The sequence below is a fragment of the Paraburkholderia aromaticivorans genome (genome assembly GCF_012689525.1).
GTDB lineage: Bacteria > Pseudomonadota > Gammaproteobacteria > Burkholderiales > Burkholderiaceae > Paraburkholderia > Paraburkholderia aromaticivorans_A.
On the sequence record NZ_CP051515.1, the window covers coordinates 1,085,445 to 1,111,064 of the forward strand.

At 61.9% G+C, this 25,620-nt stretch carries 22 protein-coding genes; 5 read left to right on the forward strand and 17 right to left on the reverse strand.

Features of this window, described 5'->3' with window-relative positions; all coding sequences use genetic code 11:
* Positions 1-76 precede the first annotated feature (76 nt).
* Positions 77-2,452 carry a DNA polymerase II gene (locus HF916_RS16765; RefSeq protein WP_168790006.1) on the reverse strand — a complete coding sequence of 792 codons (2,376 nt, stop codon included), beginning with the start codon at positions 2,450-2,452 and terminating at the stop codon, positions 77-79.
* 230 nt (positions 2,453-2,682) lie between these two features.
* Here HF916_RS16765 and HF916_RS16770 point away from each other — a divergent pair, with 230 nt between their 5' ends.
* A complete protein-coding gene (locus HF916_RS16770; RefSeq protein WP_012426540.1) occupies positions 2,683-3,108 on the forward strand; it encodes a PRC-barrel domain-containing protein in 426 nt (141 codons plus the stop codon).
* A gap of 191 nt (positions 3,109-3,299) precedes the next feature.
* Here HF916_RS16770 and HF916_RS16775 read toward each other — a convergent pair whose 3' ends face one another.
* The 12 genes from HF916_RS16775 to HF916_RS50945 form a co-directional block, all read right to left on the reverse strand.
* Positions 3,300-4,310 (reverse strand): DUF2891 domain-containing protein, encoded by a 1,011-nt coding sequence (locus HF916_RS16775; RefSeq protein ID WP_168790007.1) that lies wholly within the window; start codon positions 4,308-4,310, stop codon positions 3,300-3,302.
* Positions 4,311-4,512: 202 nt separating this feature from the next.
* Entirely contained in the window at positions 4,513-5,844 is a 1,332-nt protein-coding gene (locus HF916_RS16780) for an NAD(P)/FAD-dependent oxidoreductase (protein ID WP_168790008.1), read from the reverse strand.
* Complete coding sequence (locus HF916_RS16785; protein WP_168790009.1) at positions 5,844-7,136, reverse strand: NAD(P)/FAD-dependent oxidoreductase; 1,293 nt, start codon at positions 7,134-7,136, stop codon at positions 5,844-5,846. The genes HF916_RS16780 and HF916_RS16785 overlap by 1 nt, the downstream gene beginning before the upstream one ends.
* A gap of 71 nt (positions 7,137-7,207) precedes the next feature.
* On the reverse strand, positions 7,208-8,776 hold the full coding sequence (locus tag HF916_RS16790) for a DUF3138 family protein (protein WP_168790010.1): 1,569 nt from the start codon (positions 8,774-8,776) through the stop codon (positions 7,208-7,210).
* A gap of 38 nt (positions 8,777-8,814) precedes the next feature.
* The gene (locus HF916_RS16795) at positions 8,815-9,726 is read right to left on the reverse strand and encodes an ABC transporter permease subunit (RefSeq protein ID WP_116145496.1); all 912 of its coding nucleotides are present in this window, start codon (positions 9,724-9,726) and stop codon (positions 8,815-8,817) included.
* Positions 9,723-10,697 carry an ABC transporter permease subunit gene (locus HF916_RS16800; protein ID WP_168790011.1) on the reverse strand — a complete coding sequence of 325 codons (975 nt, stop codon included), beginning with the start codon at positions 10,695-10,697 and terminating at the stop codon, positions 9,723-9,725. Before HF916_RS16800 ends, HF916_RS16795 begins: the two co-directional genes overlap by 4 nt.
* On the reverse strand, positions 10,694-11,815 hold the full coding sequence (locus HF916_RS16805) for an ABC transporter ATP-binding protein (protein WP_168792044.1): 1,122 nt from the start codon (positions 11,813-11,815) through the stop codon (positions 10,694-10,696). Before HF916_RS16805 ends, HF916_RS16800 begins: the two co-directional genes overlap by 4 nt.
* Positions 11,816-12,069: 254 nt before the next feature.
* A complete protein-coding gene (locus tag HF916_RS16810; protein ID WP_168790012.1) occupies positions 12,070-13,191 on the reverse strand; it encodes a polyamine ABC transporter substrate-binding protein in 1,122 nt (373 codons plus the stop codon).
* Positions 13,192-13,264: 73 nt separating this feature from the next.
* Positions 13,265-14,710, reverse strand: a complete 1,446-nt coding sequence (locus HF916_RS16815; protein ID WP_168790013.1) for an aspartate aminotransferase family protein — start codon at positions 14,708-14,710, stop codon at positions 13,265-13,267.
* A 27-nt stretch (positions 14,711-14,737) separates the two neighbouring features.
* Entirely contained in the window at positions 14,738-16,072 is a 1,335-nt protein-coding gene (locus tag HF916_RS16820; protein WP_168790014.1) for a glutamine synthetase family protein, read from the reverse strand.
* A 32-nt stretch (positions 16,073-16,104) separates the two neighbouring features.
* On the reverse strand, positions 16,105-16,899 hold the full coding sequence (locus HF916_RS16825) for a gamma-glutamyl-gamma-aminobutyrate hydrolase family protein (RefSeq protein ID WP_168790015.1): 795 nt from the start codon (positions 16,897-16,899) through the stop codon (positions 16,105-16,107).
* Positions 16,900-17,204: 305 nt separating this feature from the next.
* Positions 17,205-17,426 carry a hypothetical protein gene (locus tag HF916_RS50945; RefSeq protein ID WP_370577238.1) on the reverse strand — a complete coding sequence of 74 codons (222 nt, stop codon included), beginning with the start codon at positions 17,424-17,426 and terminating at the stop codon, positions 17,205-17,207.
* Positions 17,427-17,857: 431 nt separating this feature from the next.
* Between HF916_RS50945 and HF916_RS16835 the strand changes: the two genes are divergently transcribed.
* The 3 genes from HF916_RS16835 to speB all read left to right on the forward strand — a co-directional run bounded on the left by HF916_RS16835 (position 17,858) and on the right by speB (position 21,109).
* Positions 17,858-18,409: a cupin domain-containing protein gene (locus tag HF916_RS16835; protein WP_106277429.1), complete on the forward strand. Its 552-nt coding sequence runs from the start codon at positions 17,858-17,860 to the stop codon at positions 18,407-18,409.
* A 102-nt stretch (positions 18,410-18,511) separates the two neighbouring features.
* Positions 18,512-20,005, forward strand: a complete 1,494-nt coding sequence (locus tag HF916_RS16840) for an aldehyde dehydrogenase (protein ID WP_168790016.1) — start codon at positions 18,512-18,514, stop codon at positions 20,003-20,005.
* Between the two features lie 135 nt (positions 20,006-20,140).
* A complete protein-coding gene (gene speB, locus HF916_RS16845) occupies positions 20,141-21,109 on the forward strand; it encodes an agmatinase (protein ID WP_168790017.1) in 969 nt (322 codons plus the stop codon).
* A gap of 41 nt (positions 21,110-21,150) precedes the next feature.
* On the opposite strand, the gene HF916_RS16850 is transcribed toward speB, so the two are convergent.
* The 4 genes from HF916_RS16850 to HF916_RS16865 form a co-directional block, all read right to left on the reverse strand.
* Complete coding sequence (locus HF916_RS16850) at positions 21,151-22,347, reverse strand: MFS transporter (RefSeq protein WP_168790018.1); 1,197 nt, start codon at positions 22,345-22,347, stop codon at positions 21,151-21,153.
* On the reverse strand, positions 22,344-22,877 hold the full coding sequence (locus HF916_RS16855; protein ID WP_168790019.1) for a MarR family winged helix-turn-helix transcriptional regulator: 534 nt from the start codon (positions 22,875-22,877) through the stop codon (positions 22,344-22,346). Before HF916_RS16855 ends, HF916_RS16850 begins: the two co-directional genes overlap by 4 nt.
* Positions 22,878-22,989: 112 nt before the next feature.
* Positions 22,990-24,009, reverse strand: coding sequence for a VTT domain-containing protein (locus HF916_RS16860; protein WP_168790020.1), 1,020 nt, complete (start codon positions 24,007-24,009; stop codon positions 22,990-22,992).
* A gap of 348 nt (positions 24,010-24,357) precedes the next feature.
* Positions 24,358-24,774: a cupin domain-containing protein gene (locus tag HF916_RS16865; RefSeq protein WP_168790021.1), complete on the reverse strand. Its 417-nt coding sequence runs from the start codon at positions 24,772-24,774 to the stop codon at positions 24,358-24,360.
* Positions 24,775-24,952: 178 nt separating this feature from the next.
* Between HF916_RS16865 and HF916_RS16870 the strand changes: the two genes are divergently transcribed.
* Positions 24,953-25,558 (forward strand): peroxidase-related enzyme, encoded by a 606-nt coding sequence (locus HF916_RS16870; RefSeq protein ID WP_168790022.1) that lies wholly within the window; start codon positions 24,953-24,955, stop codon positions 25,556-25,558.
* Positions 25,559-25,620 lie beyond the last annotated feature (62 nt).

The window sequence follows — 25,620 nt, forward strand, 5'->3', positions numbered from 1 at the left end:
CGCGTTCGACAACGGCGCGCTCATTCATCCATGGCCTTTGCTGTGCGTCGTCGATACGCCCGATGCTAGCACTGCCTCAGAACAACTGTTTCTGCCCTGACATCAAGGTCGTGAAATCGTCGCGCAAGAGCGGCAGGATAGCGTCGGCGACGGGCTGCAATTGCCGCGTCAGATAATGTTCGTAATCGATTGCCGAACGCAGCGTTTCCAGCGGCTCGGGTCCGGCAACCGTCATCACATAGCTGATCCAGCCGCCGTTCTGGTATTGCAGCGGGCGCCCTTGCCGCCGATTGAACTCGTCCGCCACCCGCGCCGCGCGCACATGCGGTGGCACGTTGCGCTCGTATTCTTCGAGCGGCCGGCGCAGCCGCTTGCGATACACCAGCTGATCGTCGAGCTTGCCGTCGAGCGTGTCGCGCACATAGTCGCGCACATAATCCTGATACGGTTGCTGCGTGAAGATGCGCCGATACAGTTCCTGCTGAAACTGTTGCGCGAGCGGCGTCCAGTCGGTGCGTACCGTTTCGAGTCCTTTATAGACGATGTCCTCGCTGCCGTCCGGCAAAACGGTGAGGCCGGCATAGCGTTTCTTGCTGCCTTCCTCGGCGCCGCGAATCGTCGGCATGAAGAAGCGCCGATAGTGCCGCTCGAATTGCAGTTCGAGCGCGCTGTCGAGCCCGAACCGCTCCTGTAGATTCTTTCGCCACCACGCGTTGATATGTTCGACAAGCGCTCGGCCGATGCAGCTCGCGTCTTCCTCGCTGTGCGCGTGTTTCAGCCACACGAAGGTCGAATCCGTGTCGCCGTAAATGACTTCATAGCCTTCGCCTTGAATCAGTTCGCGCGTGGCATGCATGATTTCGTGGCCGCGCATCGTGATCGACGAGGCGAGACGCGGATCGAAAAAGCGGCAACCGGTCGATCCCAGCACGCCGTAAAAGGCGTTCATGATGATCTTCAATGCCTGCGAAAGCGGTTTGTTGTTCTCGCGTTTGGCCGTCTCGCGGCCTTGCCAGACTTGCCCGACGATCGACGGCAAACAATGACGCGTGCGTGAAAAGCGCGCGCCGAGAAAGCCCGGCACCGATTGATCGTCGGCGGGATTCAGCATGCCTTCGACGAGACCGACAGGGTCGATCAGAAACGTGCGAATAATCGACGGATACAGGCTCTTGTAGTCGAGCACCAGTACGGAATCGTAGAGACCGGGGCGCGAATCCATCACGAAACCGCCGGGGCTGGCGGCGCCGGCCACATCGCCGAGATTGGGCGCGACATAGCCTTGCCGATGCATGCGCGGCATATACAGATGCGTGAACGCCGCCACCGATCCGCCGCTGCGATCCGCCGGCAAACCGGTCACGCTCGCGCGTTCCAGCAGGAACGGCAGCAACTCTGTTTTAGCGAAGATGCGCGTGACCAGCTCGCAGTCTTTGAGGTTGTACCGCGCAAGCGCGGGCTTGTCCTCGTCGAAGCGGCGCTGGATCTCGTCCATGCGCTGATACGGATTGTCGATCGCCTTGCCTTCGCCCAGCACTGTGCGCGAGACATGTTCGAGACTGAACGAAGGGAAACTCCACGTCGCGGAGCGTAGCGCCTCGATGCCGTTGATAATCAACCGTCCCGCGGCGCCGGCGAAGAAGTGGTTCTGCTTGAGCCCGTGCTCGCGCCATTCCATCACGGCACCGCCACGGCCGAGCCGCAGCGGTACGCGATATTGTTCGGCATGCTGCCGCAGCACACGCAGATCGAACTGCACTAGATTCCAGCCGATGATCGCATCGGGATCGTGCCGCTCCAGCCACGCGTTCAGTTTTTCCAGCAACTGTGCGCGGGTTTCACAGTATTCGAGGTCGAAGTCGAGCGTGCTCGCGTCGCCGTTCGGCGGCCCCAGCATGTACACCTGACGCTGTCCGCAACCTTCCAGCGCGATCGAATACAACTCGGCGTGAGCGCTGGTTTCGATATCGAGCGACACCAGCTTCAAGGGCGGACGATAGCCGGTGGCCGGCTTGAGTTCGCTGTACAGGAGCGGGCCGCGGTTTCCGTTGCTTTGCGTGTCGCCACTGAACCACACCGGCGCCGTGATGAAGCGTTCCATCATGTAGCGCTCGGGCGGGAAGATATCGGCTTCGTAGACGTCGACGCCGCCTTGCTTCAGGCGTTTCTCGAAGCCCGTCAATTGCCGGTACTGCGGGCAGTAAAGTCCCATGACCGGCCGATGCTGAAAGTCGCACAGATCGAGCGCTCGCAGATCGAGCGGCGCTTCGCGGCGCAGGATCGTTTCGGCGCGCTCGCGATGTTCGGCGGGAATGAACGCCACCGAAGGCTGAGGGCGCAGGCGGACGTGACGGGGCCCGCCGTCCGTGGCCAGCCAGAAATCGACTTCCGTGCCGGCGGGCGTGTCCCGCCAATGTCGGGTCAAGATGAAACCCTGTTCAAGCTCAGTCAAACTGCCACCTCTAAAACCGGCGTGATCGCCTTGCGCGATTTTACCGCCATGCGCTGCGGGCCGTGACGCCATCCCGGAGCGTTGCCGCGCAGGCTCGTTGGGTTGCCCGCGTGCGACCTTCCGGCACGCTGGATGCAACCGTGCCGCGCAGTCTGTATTATCGTGGTGCAGCGATTCCATTCGGCGCAGGCCATGCGCCGGTCAAGTCTACTAAGAACGGAGTAAGCGATATGACTTTGGGCAAACTTGTTGTTGTCGTCGCAGTAGCTGCAACCAGCCTTGGTGCACAGGCGCAAGTCGCCGGCACGCAACCGCTGAGCGTCACAGTCGAGCAGTCGAATGCGCTGCTGAGCGGCTGGAGTGTAAAGAAGAGCATTCTCGGCAAATCGGTGTACAACGACCAGAACGCGAAAATCGGCACGGTCCGCGATCTGGTGATCGCGCCGGACGGCTCGCTGTCCGCAGCCATCGTCTCCGCTGGCGGTTTCCTGGGCGTGGCGTCGCACGACGTGGCGGTGCCCATCGCAGCGCTGGACATCCGCGAAGGGAATTTCTATCTGGCCGGCGCTACCAAGGACGCCTTGAAAGCGACGCCCGAGTTCCAGTACAACAAGGTGCAGGCGCCGCCGAAGCCTAAAAAGCTGACGGGGCAGTAAATGCAGGAAGCCGGCGCGGTCGCCGGCTGAGCAGCAAGAAGCGGTTCTGCATTGACGTGATCATGGCAAAGCGGCGCTGGCAGCGTGAATCGGTTAGCGGGAGAAACCGTTTCGCGCGTGCAGCGCCGCTTTTTTTTAGTCGACCACGCCGCCGGTTGAGTTCGATTCGAAGTCTTGAATCGGGCCTTTATTCAAGCTTCCAACGCAAGCGTGGCGAATGTGCCCAGCCAGTGCTCGCCCATATAGTCGCCGGCCACGTGCGGCAGTGCGGTTTGCAGATGCCGCTCGGCTGCATCGAACAAAATCGTCCGGCGAATATCGCCTGCGGGCAGTGCGCGCGCCAGCGAACGTTGGCACCATGCGCGGCTGAGATTCAGGCCGTCCAGGTGCGCGATCTTGCCGTCGGTGCGATCCGTCACGGTGACGGGCTCGAACAGCGTAGCGGGCTTTTTCGCACCGAGATCCGGCAGAAAACGACCGAACCAGTCGACGAATTGGGCAGGCGGCAATATGCGGCGCATCAGTTCGGCTTCCATGAGCGAAGGCGAGAGGAATTCGTCGCCGGCAGGCTCCCATGCCTGACACGCGACGTCGCCCACAAACCAGCGTTCCGCGGTATTCACGACCAGTGCTTCCAGCGATTCACGCGACGTTTGCCGCGCGAAATCCAGCGTCAGCGCCAATGCGAAGGCCATGTTGAAGTGCGTACCCACGCGCAGCGGGTAGGTCGCTTTCGGCAGAAAGTCCTCGAAGCGCTCGACAAACAGCTTGGTGAGCGGCGCAAAGGTTTTCGACCAGCGTGCGGCGTCCGAGAGCTTCAGCGAATTGAGTTGCGCGCTGAGCGCGAGCAGCCAGGCCCAGCCATACGGACGCTCGAAGCCACGGTTGTGCGGCAGATCGAGATACGCAATTTCGCCGGCCACGTTAGCCGCGGTGAAATGCTCGTCGACTACCGCGACGATGCGCGCCGCTTCAGGCAGATCGGGAAAACGATCGAGTAGATGCAGAATCAACCAGTAGCCGTGCACGCACGAATGCCAGTCGTAGCTGCCGTAAAAAATCGGATGCAGCGCACGCGGGCCTTGCACGTCGTGCGGCCCGGCGAGCGAATGGGTCAGCTTGTTCGGGTATTCGCGCGTGAGATGGGCAAGCGCCAGATTGGCGAATTTTGATGCGAATTCGCGAGTGAGTTGAGTGATCATCGGCGCCTCCTCAAAAGCGGCATACGAATAAGTATGACAGTATGCTGTTGAGGGTCACCAATAGTAAAGCAGCCGGCAATTGCGACCGGATTGCGCCGCGTCTGCTTCCGACGTTCCAGCAGCGCTGCCGGCGCGATATTGAGGATGGGTGTCGTCGGCGTTGTCGCGGCAACGTAAAAGCTGCGCCGCGTGCCGACGACGCCTAAAACAACTCCAGAATCCGGTGATACATCATCCCGAGTTCCAGCGCCGGCCCGCGCAACGCCGGGCCGCCTGGAAAGCGCGCATGCCGCAACTGCGCGAACAGATCGAAGGCCGCCGTCTCACCCGCCATTGCTTTAGCCACCACGCGGCCAGCGATACCGGTCAACGCCACTCCGTGCCCCGAAAACCCCTGCACGTAAAAGTAATTCGGATCGATCGACCCAAAATCAGGCGCGCGATTGCGCGTCACGTCGACAAAACCGCCCCACGCATAATCGATTCTCACGTCGCCGAGTTGCGGGAACACGCCGATCATGCGCTGGCGAATCTCTTCGCCGAGCTGCACCGGTGAAGCGCCGGTCGAACTCGCCCGCCCGCCGAACAGCACGCGATGGTCCGCCGACAACCGGAAGTAGTCGAGGAAGAAGTTGTTGTCGCAAATCGCCTCGCGCCCTTTGATCAGCGCATCCGCGCGTTCCTTGCCGAGCGGCTCCGTGGCGACGATATACGACGCGATTGGCGCGATACGCGCGGCCACCGGCGCGGGCAGCACGTCGCCGATCGTGGCGTTGCCGCACGCCGCGACGAAGCGGCAACGCACTTCGCCACGAGCGGTACGCACGACAGGCCGTGCACCCCGCACGACCTCGATCACCGGTGAATGCGCGAACAGCTGCGCGCCTTCTCGGCGCGCCGCATCGGCGAGACCGAGACAGTACTTGAGCGGATGCAGGTGGCCAGAAAACGGATCATAGACACCGGCCAGGTAGCGTTTCGAAGCGACGCGCGAACGGACCTCGTCGGTATCGAGCCACGAGAGTTTCGTATAGCCCCAGCGTTGCGAAGCCGATTCCATCCACGAACGCAAATCGGGCACGCGTTTCGGTTTGGTGGCGACGGTCAGATAGCCGGACGTGAAATCGCAGTCGATGCCGTAGCGTTCGATACGCTCGCGCACTAACGAAACACCTTCCACCGACATCGCCCACGCGGCCCTCGCGCCGTCGAGACCGAGCTGGCGCTCCATGATCTCGTCTTTCGCGAAACCCACCAGCGTCTGCCCGCCGTTGCGGCCCGACGCGCCCCAGCCGGGCCGATGCGCATCGAGCACGACCACCGACAAACCGCGCGCCCGGCACTCCAGCGCCGCCGACAGACCGGAGAAGCCCGCGCCGATCACGCACACGTCGGCTTCGAGCGTGCCGTCGAGCGCGGGGTCGTCGGCGAGCGGACGGGCCGCGCTCGCTTCATAGTAGGAGTTGGCGATCAGCGCATCGGCGCGGCGGTCGAGGGTGTTAAGCGTGTTGAGGCCGGGAGTCGGAGCATTCATCAAAGCAGGTCCTTCATTCGATACCAGGCCATCGCGAGTACGAGGGCAGGGGTGCGCAGTGTAGCGCCGCCCGGGAAGTCGCGGTGACGAATCTTGCCGAACAGATCGAAGCGCGACGCCTGGCCGTCGATCGCCTCGGCGATCAGTTTACCCGCGAGACCGGTGGTATTCACGCCGTGCCCCGAGAAGCCTTGCGCGAAATACACAGTCGGCGAGAGCCGGCCGAAATGCGGCGCGCGATTCATGGTGATGTCGACGAAACCGCCCCACGCATAGTCGATTTTGACATCGTCGAGTTGCGGGAAAGTCTTCAGCATATCGCGGCGCATCGCTTCGCCGAGGTTGCGCGGCGCGAGCTTCGAGTAACTCACCTTGCCGCCCCACAGCAGGCGATGATCGGGCGCGGGGCGGAAGTAGTCGAGCACGAAGCGGCTGTCGCACACGGCGGCTTTGGCGGGCATCAGCGCTTCGGCGCGATCGGGGTCGAGCGGTTCGGTGGCGATCACGTAGGTGCCGACCGGCATGATCTTGTTCGCGACATCCGGCGCAAGCTGGCCGAGATAGGTGTTACACGCGAGCACGACGAAGCGCGCCCGCACCTGGCCACGCGCGGTTTCGGCAACATGTAGGCCGTTTTCTTCGCGCAAGGCCGTGACGCAACTGTCCTCGTAAATCCGCGCGCCGGCCTCGCGCGCCGCGCGCGCCAGACCCAGCGTGTAATTCAACGGATGCAGGTGCCCGCTGTCGGCGTCGAACAGGCCACCGAGGTAGCGCTGCGATTGCACATAGTTGCCCACGCCGTCGGCGTCGACGTAACTGAAGCGGTCGTAGCCGAAGCGCCGCTGCGCTTCGTCACGCCATTTTTGCAGCGCGTCGGTATCGCGCGGTTTATTCGCCGCGGTCAGATAGCCGATGGTCAGATCGCAATCGATCTGATGCTTCGCGACGCGTTCCTTGACGATGTCGAGGGTCTCGATCCCCATGTCCCAAACACGCTTCACGTCGTCCGCGGGCAGGTACTTCGCGAACGTATCGATATCGCACGCAAAGCCGCCGATCAACTGGCCGCCGTTGCGGCCGCTCGCTGCCCATCCGACTTTCGATGCTTCGAGCACCGCGACCGAATGGCCGCGTTCGGCAAGATTGAGCGCCGCGGAAATGCCGGTCAGTCCGGCGCCGATCACGCACACGTCGACGCTGATCGTTTCGTCGAGTGCGGGATGGCGGGTGCTGTCGTTGGCAGTGGCGGCGTAGTACGAGGCGACGTGAGGCTGGTTCGAGAATCGGAGCATAGGCAGAGCATGCAGAAAGAGCCTGTGCGCGTGGCCTTTTCGACAACAAGGCCACGCGCCGGCAAGTCGGATTAGAACGAGTAGATGAACTGGGTCGCGAGCAGGTCGTTGGACTTGCCATACGAACCGTCGTTCTTCAGGAACACCTGCTTGTTGGCCCAGTCGTGGCGGTATTCCACCTTGACCGTGATCTGCTGGGTCGGATAGAACAGCAGGTCGAGCGAAACGTCCTGGCGGGTCGCGCCCTTGCATTCGAAACCGAGGCCGCCGTTCGCCTGCGAATTGGCGAGACAGTCCGCGCCGATACCGAAACCGTTCGCCGTGTCCATGCCGTTGCCGTTCAACGCGATGCCACCACCGCCGCCGCCGTTCTTGCTGTCGACCAGCAGGTCATAGCGCACGGTCGCGCCCATGCGGCCCACCACCGGCAGATTGAACTTGCGGTGCGCGAGCAGCGACAGGCCGTACCACTGAGCCTGGCCACCGTTGTACGCGGCGTTCTGCTGCTGGCCGTAGTCGAGCTCGGCGTTGTACTGCACGTCGGCGAGCGTGTAGGTCAGGTCGGCCTCGGTGAAGAAGAACGTACCGCCTGCGCTCGGCGCCTGGCCGCCTACGCCGTAGCTGACCGCGCCGTTCGCGTCGATCGAGCTAGGCAAGGTCTGACGGCCGATATTGACCGACCCGCCGATATCCAGCGCGCTCGACCACGTGTAGTCGGTCCGTGCCGTGAAGGTCGGAATCTTGTTGCTGGTCGTGATCGGATCGCCCAGCGCGTTGGTGCCCGTCTGCGTGACCGCGCCGAACGTGCGGTACTGTTCGTTGCCGAGGAAGAACTTCCATGCCCAGTTGCCGGCCGTGTAGTTCGCGCCGATCCCGACGTAGCTGCCCGGATCCGAGAAGTCGTACAGCAGGTTGTGCGTGAGCGTGAGCATCTGATTCGACTGCTGCACTTCATAGCCGCCGAAGCTCGGAATCAAACCGGCCACGAGTGTCGTAGTCGCCGTCAACGGCACATTCACCACGGCCGTGTTCAGGATGTTGTTGCCGATATCGCCGTGCGAATTTTGCAGCAGCGTAATGCCGTTGCCGCGGTTCGGCATCAAGGTGATCTCGGCCGACGGCGCCATCGGGCCGACACCGAAGGTCTTCTTGATGTCGAGGTACAGATCGCCGAACGTGCTATTGAAATAGGTGTAGCTGCTTTCGTGGTTCGCGAACAGGAACGACGAGCTGCTCTGCGCGCGGTTATAGAGGTAGGTCGGGTCGATATAACCCGTCACCGACAAACCGGCGATCGGCCCGGTCTGCGCCGCGTCTTCGAGCGAGTCGACCTTCAACTGCTGATTGGCGATCTGTTGCTTCATCGTCGTCACGTCGTCGTTGGTCAGCGCCGCCTGAGCCTTGCCGTAATCAGGCGATGAGACATCCACTGGCGCGGCCACGACTACCGGGGCAGGGGCCGCAGTCGCCGCGGTGGCTGCCTTCGGCTTGGTGGCGACTTCTGCCCGCAACTGCTTGACCTCCTTTTGCAGCGCATTGAGTTGGGCCTGGAGCGCCTTGATCTGGTCGCTGGTGGCATCCGCCATGGCCATGCCAGGCAGACTCCCCGCCACCAACAGACAGATGAGCTTCTTTCTCATTCAAATTCTCCTTATTGGTCGTATTGCGAATGGACTTCTTATGCGCGTGCCGTATCCAGCGACTTTCGTACGGCGGCTTGTTGTGGTGCCACGGGCAACGGGTCGGCGGCTTCAGCGAGTGCGAAAGCCATCTGCATGTCGCGATTGCGTTTGCGTTCGCGCAACTGCATCCAGCGGTTCACGGCAATCACGCCGATCGTCACCGTGGTGATGAAGATCGTGGCGAGCGCGTTCATTTCCGGATTCAGGCCAAGGCGGACCCGCGAGAACACCACGAGCGGCAGCGTGGTCGAGCCAGGACCGGAGAGGAATGCGGAGAGTACGAGGTCGTCGAAAGACAACGTGAAGGAGAGCAGCCAGCCCGACATCAGCGCCTGCGAGATCAGCGGCAGGGTGATCAGGAAGAACACCTTGAATGGCGTGGCGCCCAGATCGAGCGCGGCTTCTTCAAGCGATTTGTTCAACTCTTTGACACGCGATTGCACGATGATCGCGACATACGACACACACAGCATCACGTGGCCGATCCAGATCGTAAAGAGACCACGGCCCTTCGGCCAGCCGAGCATCTGTTCGAGCGCGACGAACAGCAGCAGCAGCGAGATGCCCTGAATCACTTCAGGAATCACGAGCGGCGCGTTGATCATGCCGGCGAACAGCGTGAAGCCGCGAAAGCGTCCGAAACGCGCCAGCACGAAACCGGCCCACGTACCGATCACGACCGAGGCACACGCGGTCAACAGACCGATCTTCAGCGAAAGCCATGCAGCGTTCAGCAACTCGCCGTCTTGCAACAGCGCGCCGTACCATTTGAGCGAGAAGCCGGACCACACCGTGACGAGCTTCGACTCGTTGAACGAATACACGATCAGGCTGATGATCGGAATGTAGAGAAACAGAAATCCGAACGTCAGCACGCTATTGGAAAGCGTCTTATTAGGCTTGATCATTTCGCGCCCTCCAGTTCCTTGACCTGGTAGTACTGGAACACGGCCATCGGCACGAGCAGCAGTAGAACCATTGCGACGGTGACGGCGGATGCCATCGGCCAGTCCATATCGTTGAAGAATTCATCCCACATCACGCGGCCGATCATCAGCGTGTCGGCGCCGCCGAGCAGCTCAGGAATCACGTATTCGCCGACCGCCGGAATGAACACCAGCAGACTGCCGGCGATAATGCCGTTCTTCGACAGCGGCAACGTGATGCGCGTGAACGCGGTCCACGGTTTGCAACCGAGGTCGTAAGCGGCTTCGAGCAGCGTCAGATCCATCTTCACGAGGTGCGCATACAGCGGCATCACCATGAAGGGCAGGTAGGAATAGACCATGCCGATATAGACGCCAATATCCGTGTGGTAGAGGCGCAACGGCGAATGAATCATGCCGATCGCCATCAGCGTGTGATTGAGCAGGCCGTCGTCTTTCAGAATGCCGATCCATGCGTAGACGCGAATCAGGAACGACGTCCAGAACGGCAGCATCACGCCCATCATCAGCAGGTTGCGTTTGGTCGGCTCCGAACGCGCGATGTAGTACGCAATCGGATAGCCGATCAGCAGGCAGAAGAAGGTCGAGACCGCGGCCATTTTCAGCGAACTGATATATGTGGCGACGTACAGATCGTCTTGCAGCAGGAACGCGTAGTGGCTGAGTTGCATGGCGAAATGCACCATGCCGTCCTTGACCGTGACGAGATCCGTGTAGGGCGGAATGCCCAGACGCAGATCGGCGAAACTGATCTTCAGCACCAGCACGAACGGCAACGCGAAGAACAGCGTGAGCCAGAGGAACGGCACGCCGATCACGGTCGAGCGGCCCGACGGCACGAACATCGACAGGCGTTTTTTCAGCGAGCCGAGCAGGCGGCTGCCGGACGGCGTGCCGAGCGCCGCGGGGGAAGAGGTAGTGGGATTGCTCATTGCGTCAGCACCACGCCGCTAGCCGGCGACCAGTAGACGAACACGTCGTCGTTATAGGAGGGCGCACCTTCGGCCATCAGATGCGAACTGGAGAGATTCGACACGACGGTCTTGCCGCTCGGCAGACGCACGTGATACAGCGAATAGCTGCCCATGTACGCCACATCCGAAACCACACCACGCGCCCAGTTGTGCGGCGTCGTCGGCTTGTCGAGCGATACCTTGATGCGCTCCGGACGCACCGAGATCCCCACCGGCATGCCGAGCGGCCCGGTAATACCGTGGCTCACGTAGATGCGCGATTCGAGCTCTTCGCTTTCCACGAAAATATGATCGGGTTCATCCGCGACCACCGTGCCTTCGAACAGGTTGGTCGAGCCGATGAATTCAGCGGAGAAGCGGCTATTCGGAAACTCGTACACCTGGCTCGGCGAGCCGATCTGCACGATGCGGCCTTCGCTCATCACCGCGAGGCGCCCGGCCATCGTCATCGCTTCTTCCTGATCGTGCGTGACCATTACGCAGGTCACGTCGACCTTCTCGATGATGTTCACGAGTTCGAGCTGGGTCTTCTGACGGATCTTTTTATCGAGCGCCGACATCGGCTCGTCGAGCAGCAGCAGCTTGGGGCGCTTCACGAGCGAACGGGCGAGCGCCACACGCTGCTGCTGGCCGCCTGACAGTTGATGCGGCTTACGCTGCGCGTATTTGCTCATCTGCACGAGATTGAGCGCATCGGCGACGCGTTCCTTGATCTCGTTCTTCGGCGCGCCTTCCTGCTTCAGACCGAAAGCGATGTTCGCCTCCACGCTCATGTGCGGGAAGAGGGCGTACGACTGGAACATCATGTTGACCGGCCGCTTGTACGGCGGCATCGCGGCGAGATCTTCGCCGTCGACGAAAATACGCCCGGAGGTCACCGTCTCGAGCCCCGCGAGCATGCGCAGGAGCGTGGACTTGCCGCAACCGGAGCTGCCGAGCAGCGCGAACAACTCGTTCTTGGCGATGCTCAGGTTGACGTTGTCGACAGCGGTGCTGTCGCCGAATTTCTTCACGACATTTTCAATGCGAACGAATTCGTCCGATTTCGATTTTGTCGTCACTGCGGGGCGGGCCATCTGGGTGGCGCCGGCTGCGCTTTTTAAGGTCGTCGAGTTCATGATGTAACCATTCCTTGCGAATCGCGGGCGCAAGTGTCTCCGTACGAGGCGCGGGAAGCGTCTCGCAACGTGCGCTGCGATCGGAAAACATGGGACTGCGCGCGGGTGGGACTGTTAAAACAAACGCGCAGGCTGACTACCGTTACGGCTATTCATGCGCTCAGGGTTCGAGCGATCCCTGAGCGCGGGATCAATTGATTAATGTGGCCTGGTTAATGACCGGTTTTAAGCTGCGCCCAAAGACGGTTTTCAAGGCGCAGAATGTCGGTCGGCATCGGCTTCATGAGCGTCATCTTGCTCAACACTTCATCGCCCGGATAAACGGTCTTGTCCTGTGCGACCGCCGGTGTCACGAACTGGCGCGCGGCCTTGTTCGCGGTCGGGTAGAACACTTCGTTGGTGATCGCGGCGTTGACCTTCGGGTCCGAGATGTAGTTGATCCACTTCAACGCTGCTTCAGGATGCGGCGCGTCTTTCGGGATCACCATCACGTCGAACCACAGCAAGCCGCCTTCCTTCACGTTCGAGAACTTGACCTGGTAGGAGCGCTTCGCTTCTTCGGTGCGGCGGCTTGCAATGCCGACGTCGCCCGACCAGCCCACGGCAACGCACACGTCGTTGTTGGCGAGGTCGTTGATGTAGCCCGACGAGTTGAATTGGGTAATGTAAGGGCGAACTTTCTTCAGCACTTCGAATGCGGCCTGGTAGTCGGCGGGGTTCGTGCTGTTCGGATCCTTGTGCATGTATTGCAGCGTGGCGGCGAAAACGTCGACAGCCTGGTCGAGGAACGAAACGCCGCAGCCTTTCAGTTTGGAGAGATTGGCCGGATCGAACACGAGTGCCCAGCTATCCACCGGTGCATTCGCGCCGAGCGCTTTCTGCACGGCCTGCACGTTGTAACCGATGCCGTCCGTACCGTATGCCCAAGGCACGCCGTACTGGTTGCCCGGATCGGCGTCGGCAATCATCTTCATCAGCACAGGGTCGAGATTCGCGAGATTCGGCAACTTCGATTTGTCGAGCTTCTGGTACACGCCGGCCTGAATCTGCTTGGCCATGTAGTTCGAAGTCGGCACCACGATGTCGTAGCCCGAACTGCCGGCGAGCAGCTTGGCTTGCAAGGTGTCGTCGCTATCGTAGTTGTCGTATTTGACCTTGATGCCGTCCTGCTTCTCGAAGTTCGAAATCGTGTCCTTCGCGATGTAGTCCGACCAGTTGTACACATTCAGTTCCGTGTCGGCCGCAAGGGCCGGCGTAACCGACAGCGCCGCAAAACCCGTGAAGGCGAGAAGCGCGGCCCCCGCGACCGCATGACGAAGATGACTAACGCTCATGGTTTTTTCCCTTGATGTGAGGAACCGGCATGAGCGTGTTTTGTGGGTGTGCTCATGCCGGAACGGACTGCCGTTACGAAATGCCGAGTTGTTGTGCTGTCGCGTCGACGGCCTTTTTGGCCTTCGAAACGATTTCGTCGATTTCCAGCTTATTGATCACGAGCGGCGGCGACAGCAGCATGCGGTCGCCGGTGGCGCGCATGATGAGGTTGCCGTTGAAGCAGAAGTCGCGGCAGATCGTGCCGACGTCGCCACCATTGGCGAAACGCTTGCGCGCCTTCGGGTCTTGCGCGAGTTGCAGGCCGGCCACCAGACCCGTACCGGAGATTTCGCCGATGATCGGGTGATTGGCGAAGGTCTCGCGCAACTGCTTCTGGAAGTACGGACCTGTGTCGTTCTTCACGCGATCGACGATCTTCTCGTCGCGCAGCAGCTTGAGGTTGGCGACTGCAACGGCGGCGGCGACGGGGTGACCCGAATACGTGAGACCGTGATTGAAGTCGCCGTTTTCGATGATCGCCTTGGCCACGCGGTCATGCAGGCCGACCGCGCCCATCGGCACATAACCGCTCGTCAGGCCCTTGGCCAGCGTGATCAGATCCGGCTCGAAACCGAAGTGCTGATGCGCGAACCATTCGCCGGTGCGGCCGAAACCGCCGATCACTTCATCGGCGACCAGCAGAATGTCGTACTTGCGGCAAATGCGCTGGATTTCCGGCCAATACGTCGAAGCCGGGAAGATCACGCCGCCCGCTCCCTGGAAAGGCTCACCGATGAACGCGGCGACGTTGTCCGCGCCGATTTCGAGAATCTTCGCTTCCAGTTGCTGCGCACGGGCCAGCGCGAATTCTTCCGGCGTCAGGTTGCCTTCTGCTTCGCCGAAGAAATACGGCTGGTCGATGTGGACGATGTTCTCGACCTTCGATGGCATCTGTTCATGCATGTAGCCCATGCCGCCGAGCGTGCCGCCCGCGATCGTCGAACCGTGATAGCCGTTCTTGCGCGAGATCACGAACTTCTTCGAATGCTTGCCTTGCGTCGCCCAGTATTGATGGACGATACGCAGCACCGTGTCGTTGCCTTCCGAACCGCTGTTGCAGTAGAAGAAGTGGTTGAACGGTTCCGGCGCCAACTCCGCGAGCAAGGCCGAAAGTTCGATCACCGGCGGGTGGGTCGTCTTGAAGAAGGTGTTGTAGTAGGACAGTTCCTGCATCTGCTTGTACGCGGCGTCGGCCAGTTCCTTGCGGCCATAACCGACGTTCACGCACCACAGGCCGGCCATACCGTCGATCACCTTGTTGCCTTCCGAGTCCCACAGATAGACGCCTTGTGCCTTGACGATCACGCGGCTGCCGCTGCGGTTGAGCGAGCCCATATCCGAAAACGGATGGATGTGATGCGCGGCGTCCAGTGCGCGATATTCGGCGGTGCTGCGTTGTTGCGTAGCTTGTGCTGCTTGTGCGCTCGCGGCCGGCTGGGCGGGTTGCACGTAAGCGACTTCTTCTGTTCTGTAGCTCATACTGCCTCCAATTTTTTTGCGTTTGCTTTACACGTGCAACAGCAAATGCCGGCGTTCCCACGAACTGATCACGCGGAAGAACGCTTCGTATTCGGTTTCCTTCAGAGCGAGGTAGGCTTTGACGAACTTTTCACCCAGTACTCCGGCGATCGGCTCGCACGCGCCCATCAACGTCAAACCCTCTTCGAGATTGCGCGGCAACTGGTACGGCAATTCATAGCCGTCGCTAAGCAGCGGCTCGGTGGCTTCGAGGTTCTGCGTCATGCCGAGATAGCCCGCGGCGAGCGTTGCGGCAATCGCCAGATACGGATTGCAGTCCACGCCCGGGATGCGGTTTTCGATGCGGCGCGCAGCCGGTCCCGAATGCGGAATCCGGAAACCCACCGTGCGGTTGTCGTAACCCCATGCCACGTTGATCGGCGCGGCCATGAAACGCGACAGACGGCGATACGAGTTGATATACGGCGCGAAAATCGGCATTAACGCGGGCGTGTACTTCTGCAAACCGGCGATATAGCCCGTGAAAAGCGAAGTCGGTTTGCCATCCGTGCCGGTGAACAGGTTATGGCCGGTTTCTTCGTCGACGAGACTTTGGTGCATGTGCATCGCCGAGCCCGGTTCGCCTTCCATCGGCTTGGCCATGAAGGTGGCGTACATCTTGTGGCGCAGCGCGGCTTCACGCACCGTGCGCTTGAAGAGGAACACGCTGTCGGCGAGCTTGAGCGGATCGCCGTGCATGAAGTTGATTTCCATCTGCGCGGCGCCGACTTCGTGAATCAGCGTGTCGACTTCCAGTTCCTGCACCTCGCAGTACTCGTAGATGTCTTCGAACAGCGGATCGAATTCGTTGACGGCTTCAATCGAGTAAGCCTGACGACCGGTTTCCGGACGACCCGTACGGCCGATAGGCGGTTGCAGCGGCAGATCCGGGTCCTTGTTCATGTCGACCAGATAGAACTCGAGTTCGGGCGCGATGACCGGCTTCCAGCCTTTGGCCTTGTAGAGTTCGAGCACGCGGCGCAGTACACGGCGGGGCGAGATCGCGACGGGCGTGCCGTCGAAGTGAACGCAATCGTGGATCACTTGAGCGGTCGGATCGGTGGCCCACGGAATCATGCGGATGGTGCTGGCGTCGGGCACGCACACCATGTCCGGATCGGTCACGCCGGTGAGCGTGCCGTCTTCCGGATAGTCTCCTGTGACGGTCTGGATCATCACCGCCTGCGGCAAGCGCATGGACTCGCCGGATTCGAATTTGCTGCGCGGAATGATCTTGCCGCGCGCGATCCCGGCCATATCCGGAATGATCGCTTCGATTTCGGTGACACGGTTCTTCTTCAGAAAATCGTCGATGTCATGCATGTTTATTCTCTCTGTTTTGGTGCGCGACCGGCTCAGGCATGCGTGGCAGCGGCGGATGCCGCGCCATAGCCGGCCTTGGTGCGCATTCGATCGCGGCAGGCGTCGCCGAACGCTCGAAAGATCGCGGTGGACAGCGCGTCGTTGCCGTGCTTCCACTCCGGGTGCCATTGCACACCCAGCGTGAAGGCGCGCGCATCTGTCACGCTCACCGCTTCGATCAAGCCGTCCGGCGCGGTGGCTTCGGCCGTAAGGCCGACGCCCAGCCGCTCGACGCCCTGACCGTGCAATGAATTCACACGCGCTTCATTCGTGCCGCCCGCGAGGCGCTGCAACAAACCGCCCTGCGTCAGCGTGATCGAATGCGACGGTGCGTATTGCACGTCGAGGTCGTCTTCCTTGTTCTCGCGATGGTCGTTCAGACCGTCCACCGCGTGAACGCTTTGATGCAACGTCCCACCGAAAACCACGTTCATTTCCTGGAAGCCCCGGCAGACGGCCAGCACCGGCACACCGGCGGCGATCGCCGCGCGCATCAGCGGCAGCGTCGTCGCATCGCGTGCGGCGTCGTGCAGCGTGCCCGGCGTGCTCGGATGACCGCCGTAGCGATGCGGCTCGACGTTCGAGTAGCTGCCTGTAAACAACAGGCCATCGACTGTCGCCAGCACGTCTTCGGCGGACTGACGCTCGCCGAGCGCCGGCAGCAGCATGGCCAGCGCCTGTGAGCCGTCCACGATCGCGGCGATGTATTTCTCGCCGACCATGTGCGACGGGTGGACTCCCATCATCGTTCTGTCGGCGCTGATGCCGACCAGAGGTTTGTTTCGCATAACGAATAGACGTGTGTGTTCCCCGCGGGACGCGGCATGAACAACGTTAAACACAGCGCGGCACGATTCCGCAGCCGTGCGCAAGGCGCAAGGCCACCGGGGTAGTGCAGGCGGTCGTCGTCAACTGAAACGCGCCGCGCGTGATAGTCAGATGGGCCGTTCGATTCGATCCGCTGCGGTGCGCAACTGATCCGACGGGCGTGAAATGCGCAGGCGGCAGACGGCACCGCACAGGCAGGAACGCACGGCTCGAAAGAGCGCGCTCACGCAAACGGATGAATCGAACGGCGAAAAGGAGGGAGGCGCTACGGCAGCAGCGACGCGACTTCGTCCGTGCGCACGGCAATGAAGGCGCGCGCGGAGATTGAGTTATGACGTCGAACTGAACGGCGGGACAGGATCGTGAAGACGGACAGGAAGCGGCGGAACGCAAGGCTGCCGCTGCTGCCGTCGGCGATGGCGCCGTCAGCGCGAGGACAACTCGCCTGACTACGATTCCATCTCACCAAAGGGCCTCGGACTCTCACGATTACACTCGACTAGCGGCGTTGAAAGTATTGAACGGCCTGCTCGAAATCCGCACGGGGCGTTTAAAGAAACAGGACGCTGGGATGATCGCCTTGAACCGATGCGAACTGAATTCGCTGTGCCGCGAAACACACTTTGGTGCCTCGTGACGTCGGTATAACGATCGCCTGGGAACCAGCATATACGAGCCAATAAAGCCGTCAAACCCTTTTTGATAAAACATTTATCAGGGCTTTCCCGAGGGTCCGGCTAGAATCCCGCCCGGTGGGAACGTTCGTTGCGCAATTCATATTTCGGAATCCTTTCAGGGTTTTCCCCAGCGGCGCAAAGATGAAAGTGATTAGAATATTCAACACTCGCGGGCACCTCGTTGCCCGAGTCATGTGGTCACTTAGCGCCCCGATCGTCTTCAATGTCAGAGAACCTAGCGATGTCCATAGAAGTAGCGACCCGTCTGCAATACATCCGCAAGAAGAACGGCTTGTCCCAGCGTGAACTGGCGAAACGGGCGGGAGTGACGAACGGCACGATTTCGCTGATCGAACAGAATCGCGTGAGCCCCTCGGTCGGCTCGCTGAAGAAACTGCTCGAATGCATACCCATGAGTCTCGCCGAATTCTTCACTTTTGAAGTGGAAGTGGAGCGCTCGGTGGTGTCGCGCCGCGCCGACATGCCGAACCTCGGCAATGAGTCGATCGAGTTCTATCTCGCGGGTTCGAGCGTGAAAGACCGCAACATGGGCATTCTGCGCGAGGTCTATCAGCCGTTGTCGGACACGGGGCCGGAAATGCTGGAGCACGAAGGGCACGAGGGCGGGGTGGTGGTCAGCGGTCAGATCGAACTGACGGTGGACGGCACCACGTGGCTGCTCGATCCCGGTGACAGCTATTACTTCGAAAGCCGTCTTCCGCACCGTTTTCGCAATCCCAGCGCGGAGCATCTCTGCGAGATCGTGTCGGCCAATTCGCCGCCCACCTTCTGAAGACTCCGCGCCAACGCGCCTCGACTCAACCCAGTGCCGTAGTTCAGTGCCGCATGAAGTCGATGCAGGTTTGCGTCGAGCGCATAACATTGAGGCATCCTGATGGACAAGAAATCTCTCGCTTTCTGGCAAGACAAGGCCGCTACGCTATCGATCGAAGGCCGCGCGTTTATCGACGGTGAATACCGTGATGCCGAAGGCGGACGCACGTTCGACTGCCTGAGCCCGATCGACGGCAAACTGCTCGCCAAGGTGGCCGACAGCGGCGCGGCCGACGTCGACGCCGCCGTTGCGGCCGCGCGCCGCGCGTTCGACTCCGGCGCGTGGTCGGGCCTCAATCCGCGTCAGCGTAAAGCTGTTCTGCTGCGCTGGGCCGCGTCGATTCGCGAGCACATGGACGAACTCGCGCTGCTCGAAACGCTCGACGCCGGCAAGCCGATCGCCGACACCACCAGTGTGGACGTGCCGGGCGCGGCGTATTGCGTCGAATGGTTCGCTGAAGCCATCGACAAAATCGGCGGCGAAGTCGCGCCGGCCGATCATCATCTGGTCGGACTCGTCACGCGTGAGCCGATCGGCGTGGTGGCGGCGGTCGTGCCGTGGAATTTCCCGATCCTGATGGCGTCGTGGAAATTCGGCCCGGCGTTGGCGGCGGGCAATAGCGTGGTGCTCAAGCCGTCGGAGAAGTCGCCGCTCACCGCCATCCGCCTCGCGCAACTCGCACTCGACGCAGGCATTCCCGCCGGCGTGTTCAACGTCGTGCCGGGCGCGGGCGAGCCGGGCAAGCTGCTGGCGCTGCATCAGGACGTGGACTGCCTCGCCTTCACCGGCTCGACCAACGTCGGCAAGCTGATCATGCAGTATGCCGGGCAATCGAACCTGAAGCGCGTGTGGCTCGAACTCGGCGGCAAGTCGCCGAACATCGTAATGCCGGATTGCCCGGATATGGACCGCGCGGCCAACGCGGCAGCCGGGGCGATCTTCTACAACATGGGTGAAATGTGTACGGCGGGTTCGCGCCTGCTCGTGCATCGCGACATCAAGGAAGCTTTCATCGACAAGCTGATCGCCGCGGCGCGCAGCTATACGCCTGGTAATCCGCTCGACCCGAAGACGTCGATGGGCGCGATCGTCGACAAGGTTCAACTCGAACGCGTGCTTGGGTATATCGAGGCAGGCCGTGCCGAAGCCAAACTGTTGCTCGGCGGCGCGCGCGTGAAAGAGGAAACGGGCGGCTTCTATATCGAGCCGACCATCTTCGAGATTCCGGCTTCAGGCGCGAAGGTCGCGCGTGAGGAAATCTTCGGGCCGGTGTTGTCGGTGATCACGTTCGACACGGTGGAGGAGGCGATCAGGATCGCTAACGACAGCGAGTATGGTCTCGCCGCCGCCGTCTGGACGTCGAACCTGACCACGGCGCACGAGGTGTCGCGTCAACTCCGCGCCGGCACGGTGTGGGTCAATTGCTATGACGAAGGCGGCGACATGAACTTCCCGTTCGGCGGCTACAAGCAATCGGGCAACGGCCGCGACAAGTCGCTGCACGCGCTGGAAAAATACACCGAGCTGAAGTCAACGCTGGTGCGGCTGCGCTAAAGGATTCGCAAAGCCAGCGCGACGGCGCGTGTGAAACGCGCCGTCGCGTTCCCAATGAATCCGAAGCCGGCGTTGCGCGTGCCACCCGGAAGCTTTGCGCGCGGCGCCGGATTGTCTACAGGTATCAGGTCATCCATGACTGAACTCGTTTACGGCGACGGCGCGATGCGTCGCCCGTCGCTTTATGGCTCATCGATCGAAAACACTTATGCGGGCGTGCTGTCATTCATGCGCCGCAAGTACACACGCGAACTCGACGGCGTCGACGTCGTGGTCTCCGGCGTGCCGCTCGATCTGGCCACCACGTTCCGCCCCGGCGCGCGTCTCGGGCCCGCTGCGGTGCGCGCGGCCAGCGTGCAGTTGTCGGAGTTGCATCCGTATCCGTGGGGTTTCAATCCGTTCGACGACCTCGCCGTGACCGACTATGGCGACTGTTGGTTCGACGCGCACAATCCGCTCACGATCAAGGAATCTATCGTCGAGCATGCGCGCACGATTCTGCGTTCGGACGCGAAGATGCTAACGCTCGGCGGCGATCACTACATCACCTATCCGCTGTTGATCGCGCACGCGGAAAAGTACGGCAAACCGCTTTCGCTGATTCATTTCGACGCTCATTGCGACACCTGGGCCGACGACAGTCCCGACAGCCTGAACCACGGCTCGATGTTCTACAAGGCGGTGAAGGACGGCTTGATCGATCCGAAGACCTCGGTGCAGATCGGCATTCGCACATGGAACGATGATTTCATGGGCATCAATATTCTCGATGCCGCCTGGGTTCACGAGCATGGCACGCGAGCGGCGGTGGAGCGGATCGTGTCGATTGTGGGTGCACGTCCCGCGTATCTGACCTTCGATATCGACTGTCTCGATCCGGCCTTCGCGCCGGGCACGGGGACACCGGTGGCGGGCGGTTTGTCGTCGGCGCAGGGACTCGCGATCGTGCGCGCACTCGGCGCGTTGAATCTGGTGGGCGCGGACGTCGTGGAAGTCGCGCCGGCTTACGACCAGAGCGAGATCACGGCAATTGCCGCCGCGCATATCGCGTGTGATCTGCTATGTCTGTGGCGACAGCGCAAGGTCGCAGAACGCAAGGCTTAGGCAAACCCACTCTTCCTGTGAATCGGCGCAAAGACACCGGCTCAGCCCATCGACGACGAGTGTTCGGGCTGGCGCCGGCCTTCGCGCAAGCCGAGCGTGTAGACCACCAGCGCGCCGCTCGTGAGCGCGAGTTGCCACATCAGCATGTCGGTGCCGCGCGCGTTCATCGCGAAGCCCGCGGCGAGCGGCCCCACGATCGAACTCGCGGTGAAGGTAAGCGACAGCAGCCGCAGGTTGCGCGTGAGCGCGGCCTTGTCGCTGCAAGCCGCCGCGTACATGCCGAGTGTGATGAACGAACTGTTCATGCCGCCGAGCAGCAGCGCACTTGCGGCCGCGAGCCACGATGCGGGCGCGGCCAGCGCGAAACCGCAGATGGCCAGCGTGCTGAGCGCGGCGCACACGATCACCGTGGCCGCGAGCCCCGCGCGATCGGCCAGCCAGCCGACCGGAAATTGCAGCACCATGCCGCCGACACCGAATAGCGTCAGCAGCGCGGCGGTTTGCGTCGCGCTGAGGCCGTGCGCGTCGGCGAATAGCGGGAAGAGGCCGTAAAGCGCGCCGTCGCCGATTCCGCCTGCCGCGATGACCACCATGCCGAGACTCACCAGCGGGCCGAGGGCCAAGCGTCGTTGAGCGCTTTTTCGCCGCGCAGGCGGCGCTTCTTGCAAAGCTGGCGGCTTCTCATCCGATGCGGTCAGCCATAGCGGCAGCGCTGCGGCAAACGTGAAGGCCGCGCCGGCCGCGAACGTGATGCGCCCATCGACATCGCACCACACCGCGAGCGCGGGGCCGATGACGCCGGCCGTGGCGATCAGCGCTTCATGCACGCCCACCACGCGTCCGCTCGATTCAGCGGGGACCAGACTGTAGAGCCAGGTTTCGTTCGCGATCCAGCGCAAGCCGATGCCGAACCCCGTCAGCAGACCGGGCACGAGCCACAGCGGCCACGACAATGCACCCATGATGGCGAACGCCACGAGCGTGGCCAGCAGACCCAGCGACACCGTACGTTTCGCGCCGATGCGCGCCATCAGCCACGGCGCGATCAGCAAGCCGGCCAGCATGCCGGTCCATTGCGCGGCGGAAAAGAGGCCGGCGCGCGGCGCGTCCAGGCCGCGATGGGCGAGCCACACCGGCAGCACCATGAAGCCGATACCGAACTGGCCGACCTGCGAGAGCGCCGACACCGCGGTCAATGCCGCGATTGCCGGCCAGCGCACCGGCGCGGCGGATTTCATGTGCTGCTCCGCGCGGGCATGGGCAGCCCCTGTTCGCGGCATTCGACCGGACAGCCGGCCTTCAGACACGGACCGTCGTCGCACAGGCGGCACAGTTGCATGGCGTGCGCGGGGTCGCGAGTCTCGTTCCACAAGATCTTGATTAGCAGGCTTTCCAGCACGTCGCGCTCGCTGTCTTCGAGCCGGCCGACTATGCGTTGCAGCATCTTGTCGCGCGCCGTTTGCAGGCGTTTGGCCTCGCGTTTGCCGGCTGTGGTCAAGGCAAGCGCGACAGTTCGTTTGTCAGCGCCCGATTTTTTCTCGATGAGACCCGCCTCGACCAATCCTGCGACTGCACGTACGGCGGCCGGATGCGACAGATCGACCGCCTCGCGCAGCACTTCAATCGATGAATCGGGATATTGGCCGACCGCGTTGAGCATGGCGCGGGCGGTGGGGCCGGCGAGCGCGTCCACGGCGGGTTGCGCGTTCATTTCGTCCGTGATCAGCAGGGCGAGCACGCCGAGCAGATTTTCTGTGCGCTGCGTCATGGGGATGCCTCAATGTGTGCAACGTGCATATATGCATGTTGCACACATCAGGCGTGAAGCGCAAGCGGTTTTTCGACGGGAGCGCGGCGATATTCGAGGCGCGCGAGGAGCGTTACTTCGCCAGCCGCGCTCGCACCGTGTATTCGCCTTCTTCGCCCTCGTCCTCGATCATGTGGGCCTTCGCGGTGTGGAAGTCGGCCGGCAGCGGTTCGACCGGATAGCCACGTTTCTGCCACGCGTCGAGGCCACCCTTGAGCGCGCGGATATGATGGATATTCTTGCGATGCAGTTGCTCGACAATCCGCTTCGCCGTCGCTTCGTTCGGACACACGCAATAGACGACAATCGGCCGCTTCAGCAACTCGGGGTCGATCGGCTCGGGCGAATCGAGATCCAGCGGCCGCGCGCCGGCAATCCGGTGTGATTCCTTTATGCGGACGCTGCGTGGCCGCGCGTCGAAGATCAGCGGCGGCTCGTTCGACTTCATCATCCCGTCGAGTTGGTCGGGCGAAATGCGCGTATGCGCGAGCCAGCGGCGAAACTGCCAGCGGCGCACCCAGCGATACAGCAGCACGGCCACGAAGATCGCCGCGAACGCATCGAAAATCGTGCCGCCGTTGTGGCGCACGAGCAGCATCAGTTGCACGATCTGGTCATGTAGCGCGGCGCCGCCGATCACCCACACGCTCGCCCACAGCGCCGCGCCGACAAAATCCCACAGCAGAAAGACGCCGACGTTGATGGCCGTCGTGCCGAGCAGCGGCGCGGAGATCAGGCCGAGTCCCGGCAGGAACTTGGCGATGGTGAGAATCGGCGCGCCGTACCGTTCATAGGTATTGCGCGCGACGCGCACGGTGGTGTCGAGCGAGAGGGAGAAGCGCACCAGATAGTTCAGCAGACGGCGGCCGTGGGCCCGTCCGGTGAAGAACCATAGCGAGTCGGCGATTAGCGTGGCGGCGACCGCGGCGCACACGACGCTCGCATAGGAGGTCTGCCCCATGGCAGCCATGGTTCCACCGAGGATCAGCATCGGCGCGGCTGGAATCGGCACGCCGAGTTGCGTGATGAGCACGCTCATGAACACGGCCCACACGCCCAGCGAGGGTGGAATAGCAACCGGAAAATGCCACACAACCGCGCTCCTGAGAATGCACTGAAGGGATTTGAAACGTCCGCGCCCGGGTGGCGCATGGCGAACAGGCCGCGCATGTTCCGTTCCCCCACGACGGCGAGCGCCACGCCGCGTCGGCAGGCGGCCGCCATGGTACAAAAATGATATGAAAAGCGGATTTAAGCACAGGTGGCAAAACGGCGCTGCGGGGAATGCGGAATGCCGGGGTGATTGACGCAGGATGGCGGGGAGGAGAATGCGCGTGGATGCGGTCGGCGGCGAGACCGGTGTAGTCGGCCGTTAGCCATTAGTCATTAGCCGGACCGGCCCCGCCGCCTTCATTTGCAGGATTTCGCGTCAGAAGCAGGATTACGTGTCAGAGGCCGGATCGTACGGCACGACGCGTTCGTGCTCGTCCGCATGGTTGCGCGCCACGATCGCGCGAGCCGCGGTGGTCGCGTCCAGATTGAACGGCTGATGCGGCACGCCCGGCGGAATGAACAGAAAATCACCCGGTTCGGTGATGACAGACTCGCGTAAGCCGGGCCCATAGCGGGTCTCGATCTTGCCCTCGAGCTGGTAGATCGCGGTTTCGTAGTCGGCGTGAAAGTGCGGCTCGGCATGGCCGCCCGGCGGCACTACGACCATATACATCGACAATCCCGTGCTGCCCGCGGTGCCGGCGGAGATGCCGACAAAGTAAGGCAGCCGCTGGGTCGTCGCCATTTCCCGGTCGGGTCGAACCTTGACGACGGGCGCTCGCGCGTCGTGCAAAACGTCTGACATGGTCAGCTCCTGCTGAAATCCGGCCGGCGCCGGTCGTCGCGGCGCGGCTCATGCTCCCTTGAGTGCAAAGTCTAGACGATATGGGCGTCGATATCGGACCTTGTTGAGCATAGGCATGCTGGCCGTGCGGCTTGCTAGAATCGTCGTCATACCCATACAGATACGACGGAGACATCGCATGACAAAGCCTCAGCCGATCAGCCGCTACCCCGTGCCCAAACCGGACGCATGGCCGGACGACATTCGCGCGCGCATTCTCGAAGTGCAGGAGAAAGCCGGTTTCGTGCCGAACGTGTTTCTGACGCTGGCGCACCGCCCGGACGAGTTCCGCGCGTTCTTCGCCTATCACGACGCGTTGATGCTGAAAGAGGGCGGCCTCAGCAAAGGCGAGCGCGAGATGATCGTGGTCGCCACCAGCGCGATCAACCAGTGCCTGTATTGCGTGGTCGCGCATGGCGCGATTCTTCGCATCTACGAAAAGGCGCCGTTGGTGGCCGATCAGGTCGCCGTCAATCATCGCAAGGCGGATATCACGCCACGTCAGAAGGCGATGCTCGACTTCGCGGTCAAGGTTTGCAGCGCGTCGGGCACGGTCGGCGACGCCGATTTTCAAGCCCTGCGCGAACACGGCTTTTCCGACGAAGACATCTGGGATATCGCGGCGATCACCGCATTTTTCGGTTTGTCGAACCGCATGGCGAACGTCATTTCCATGCGTCCGAACGATGAGTTCTATCTGATGGGACGCGTGCCGAAAGCCGCGGCGGATACGCCGAAAAAATAGCAACGCAGACTGCTTTTCGCGCTGCTTTTAACGTCATGCCGATGGTTACGTCCGCGAGCACC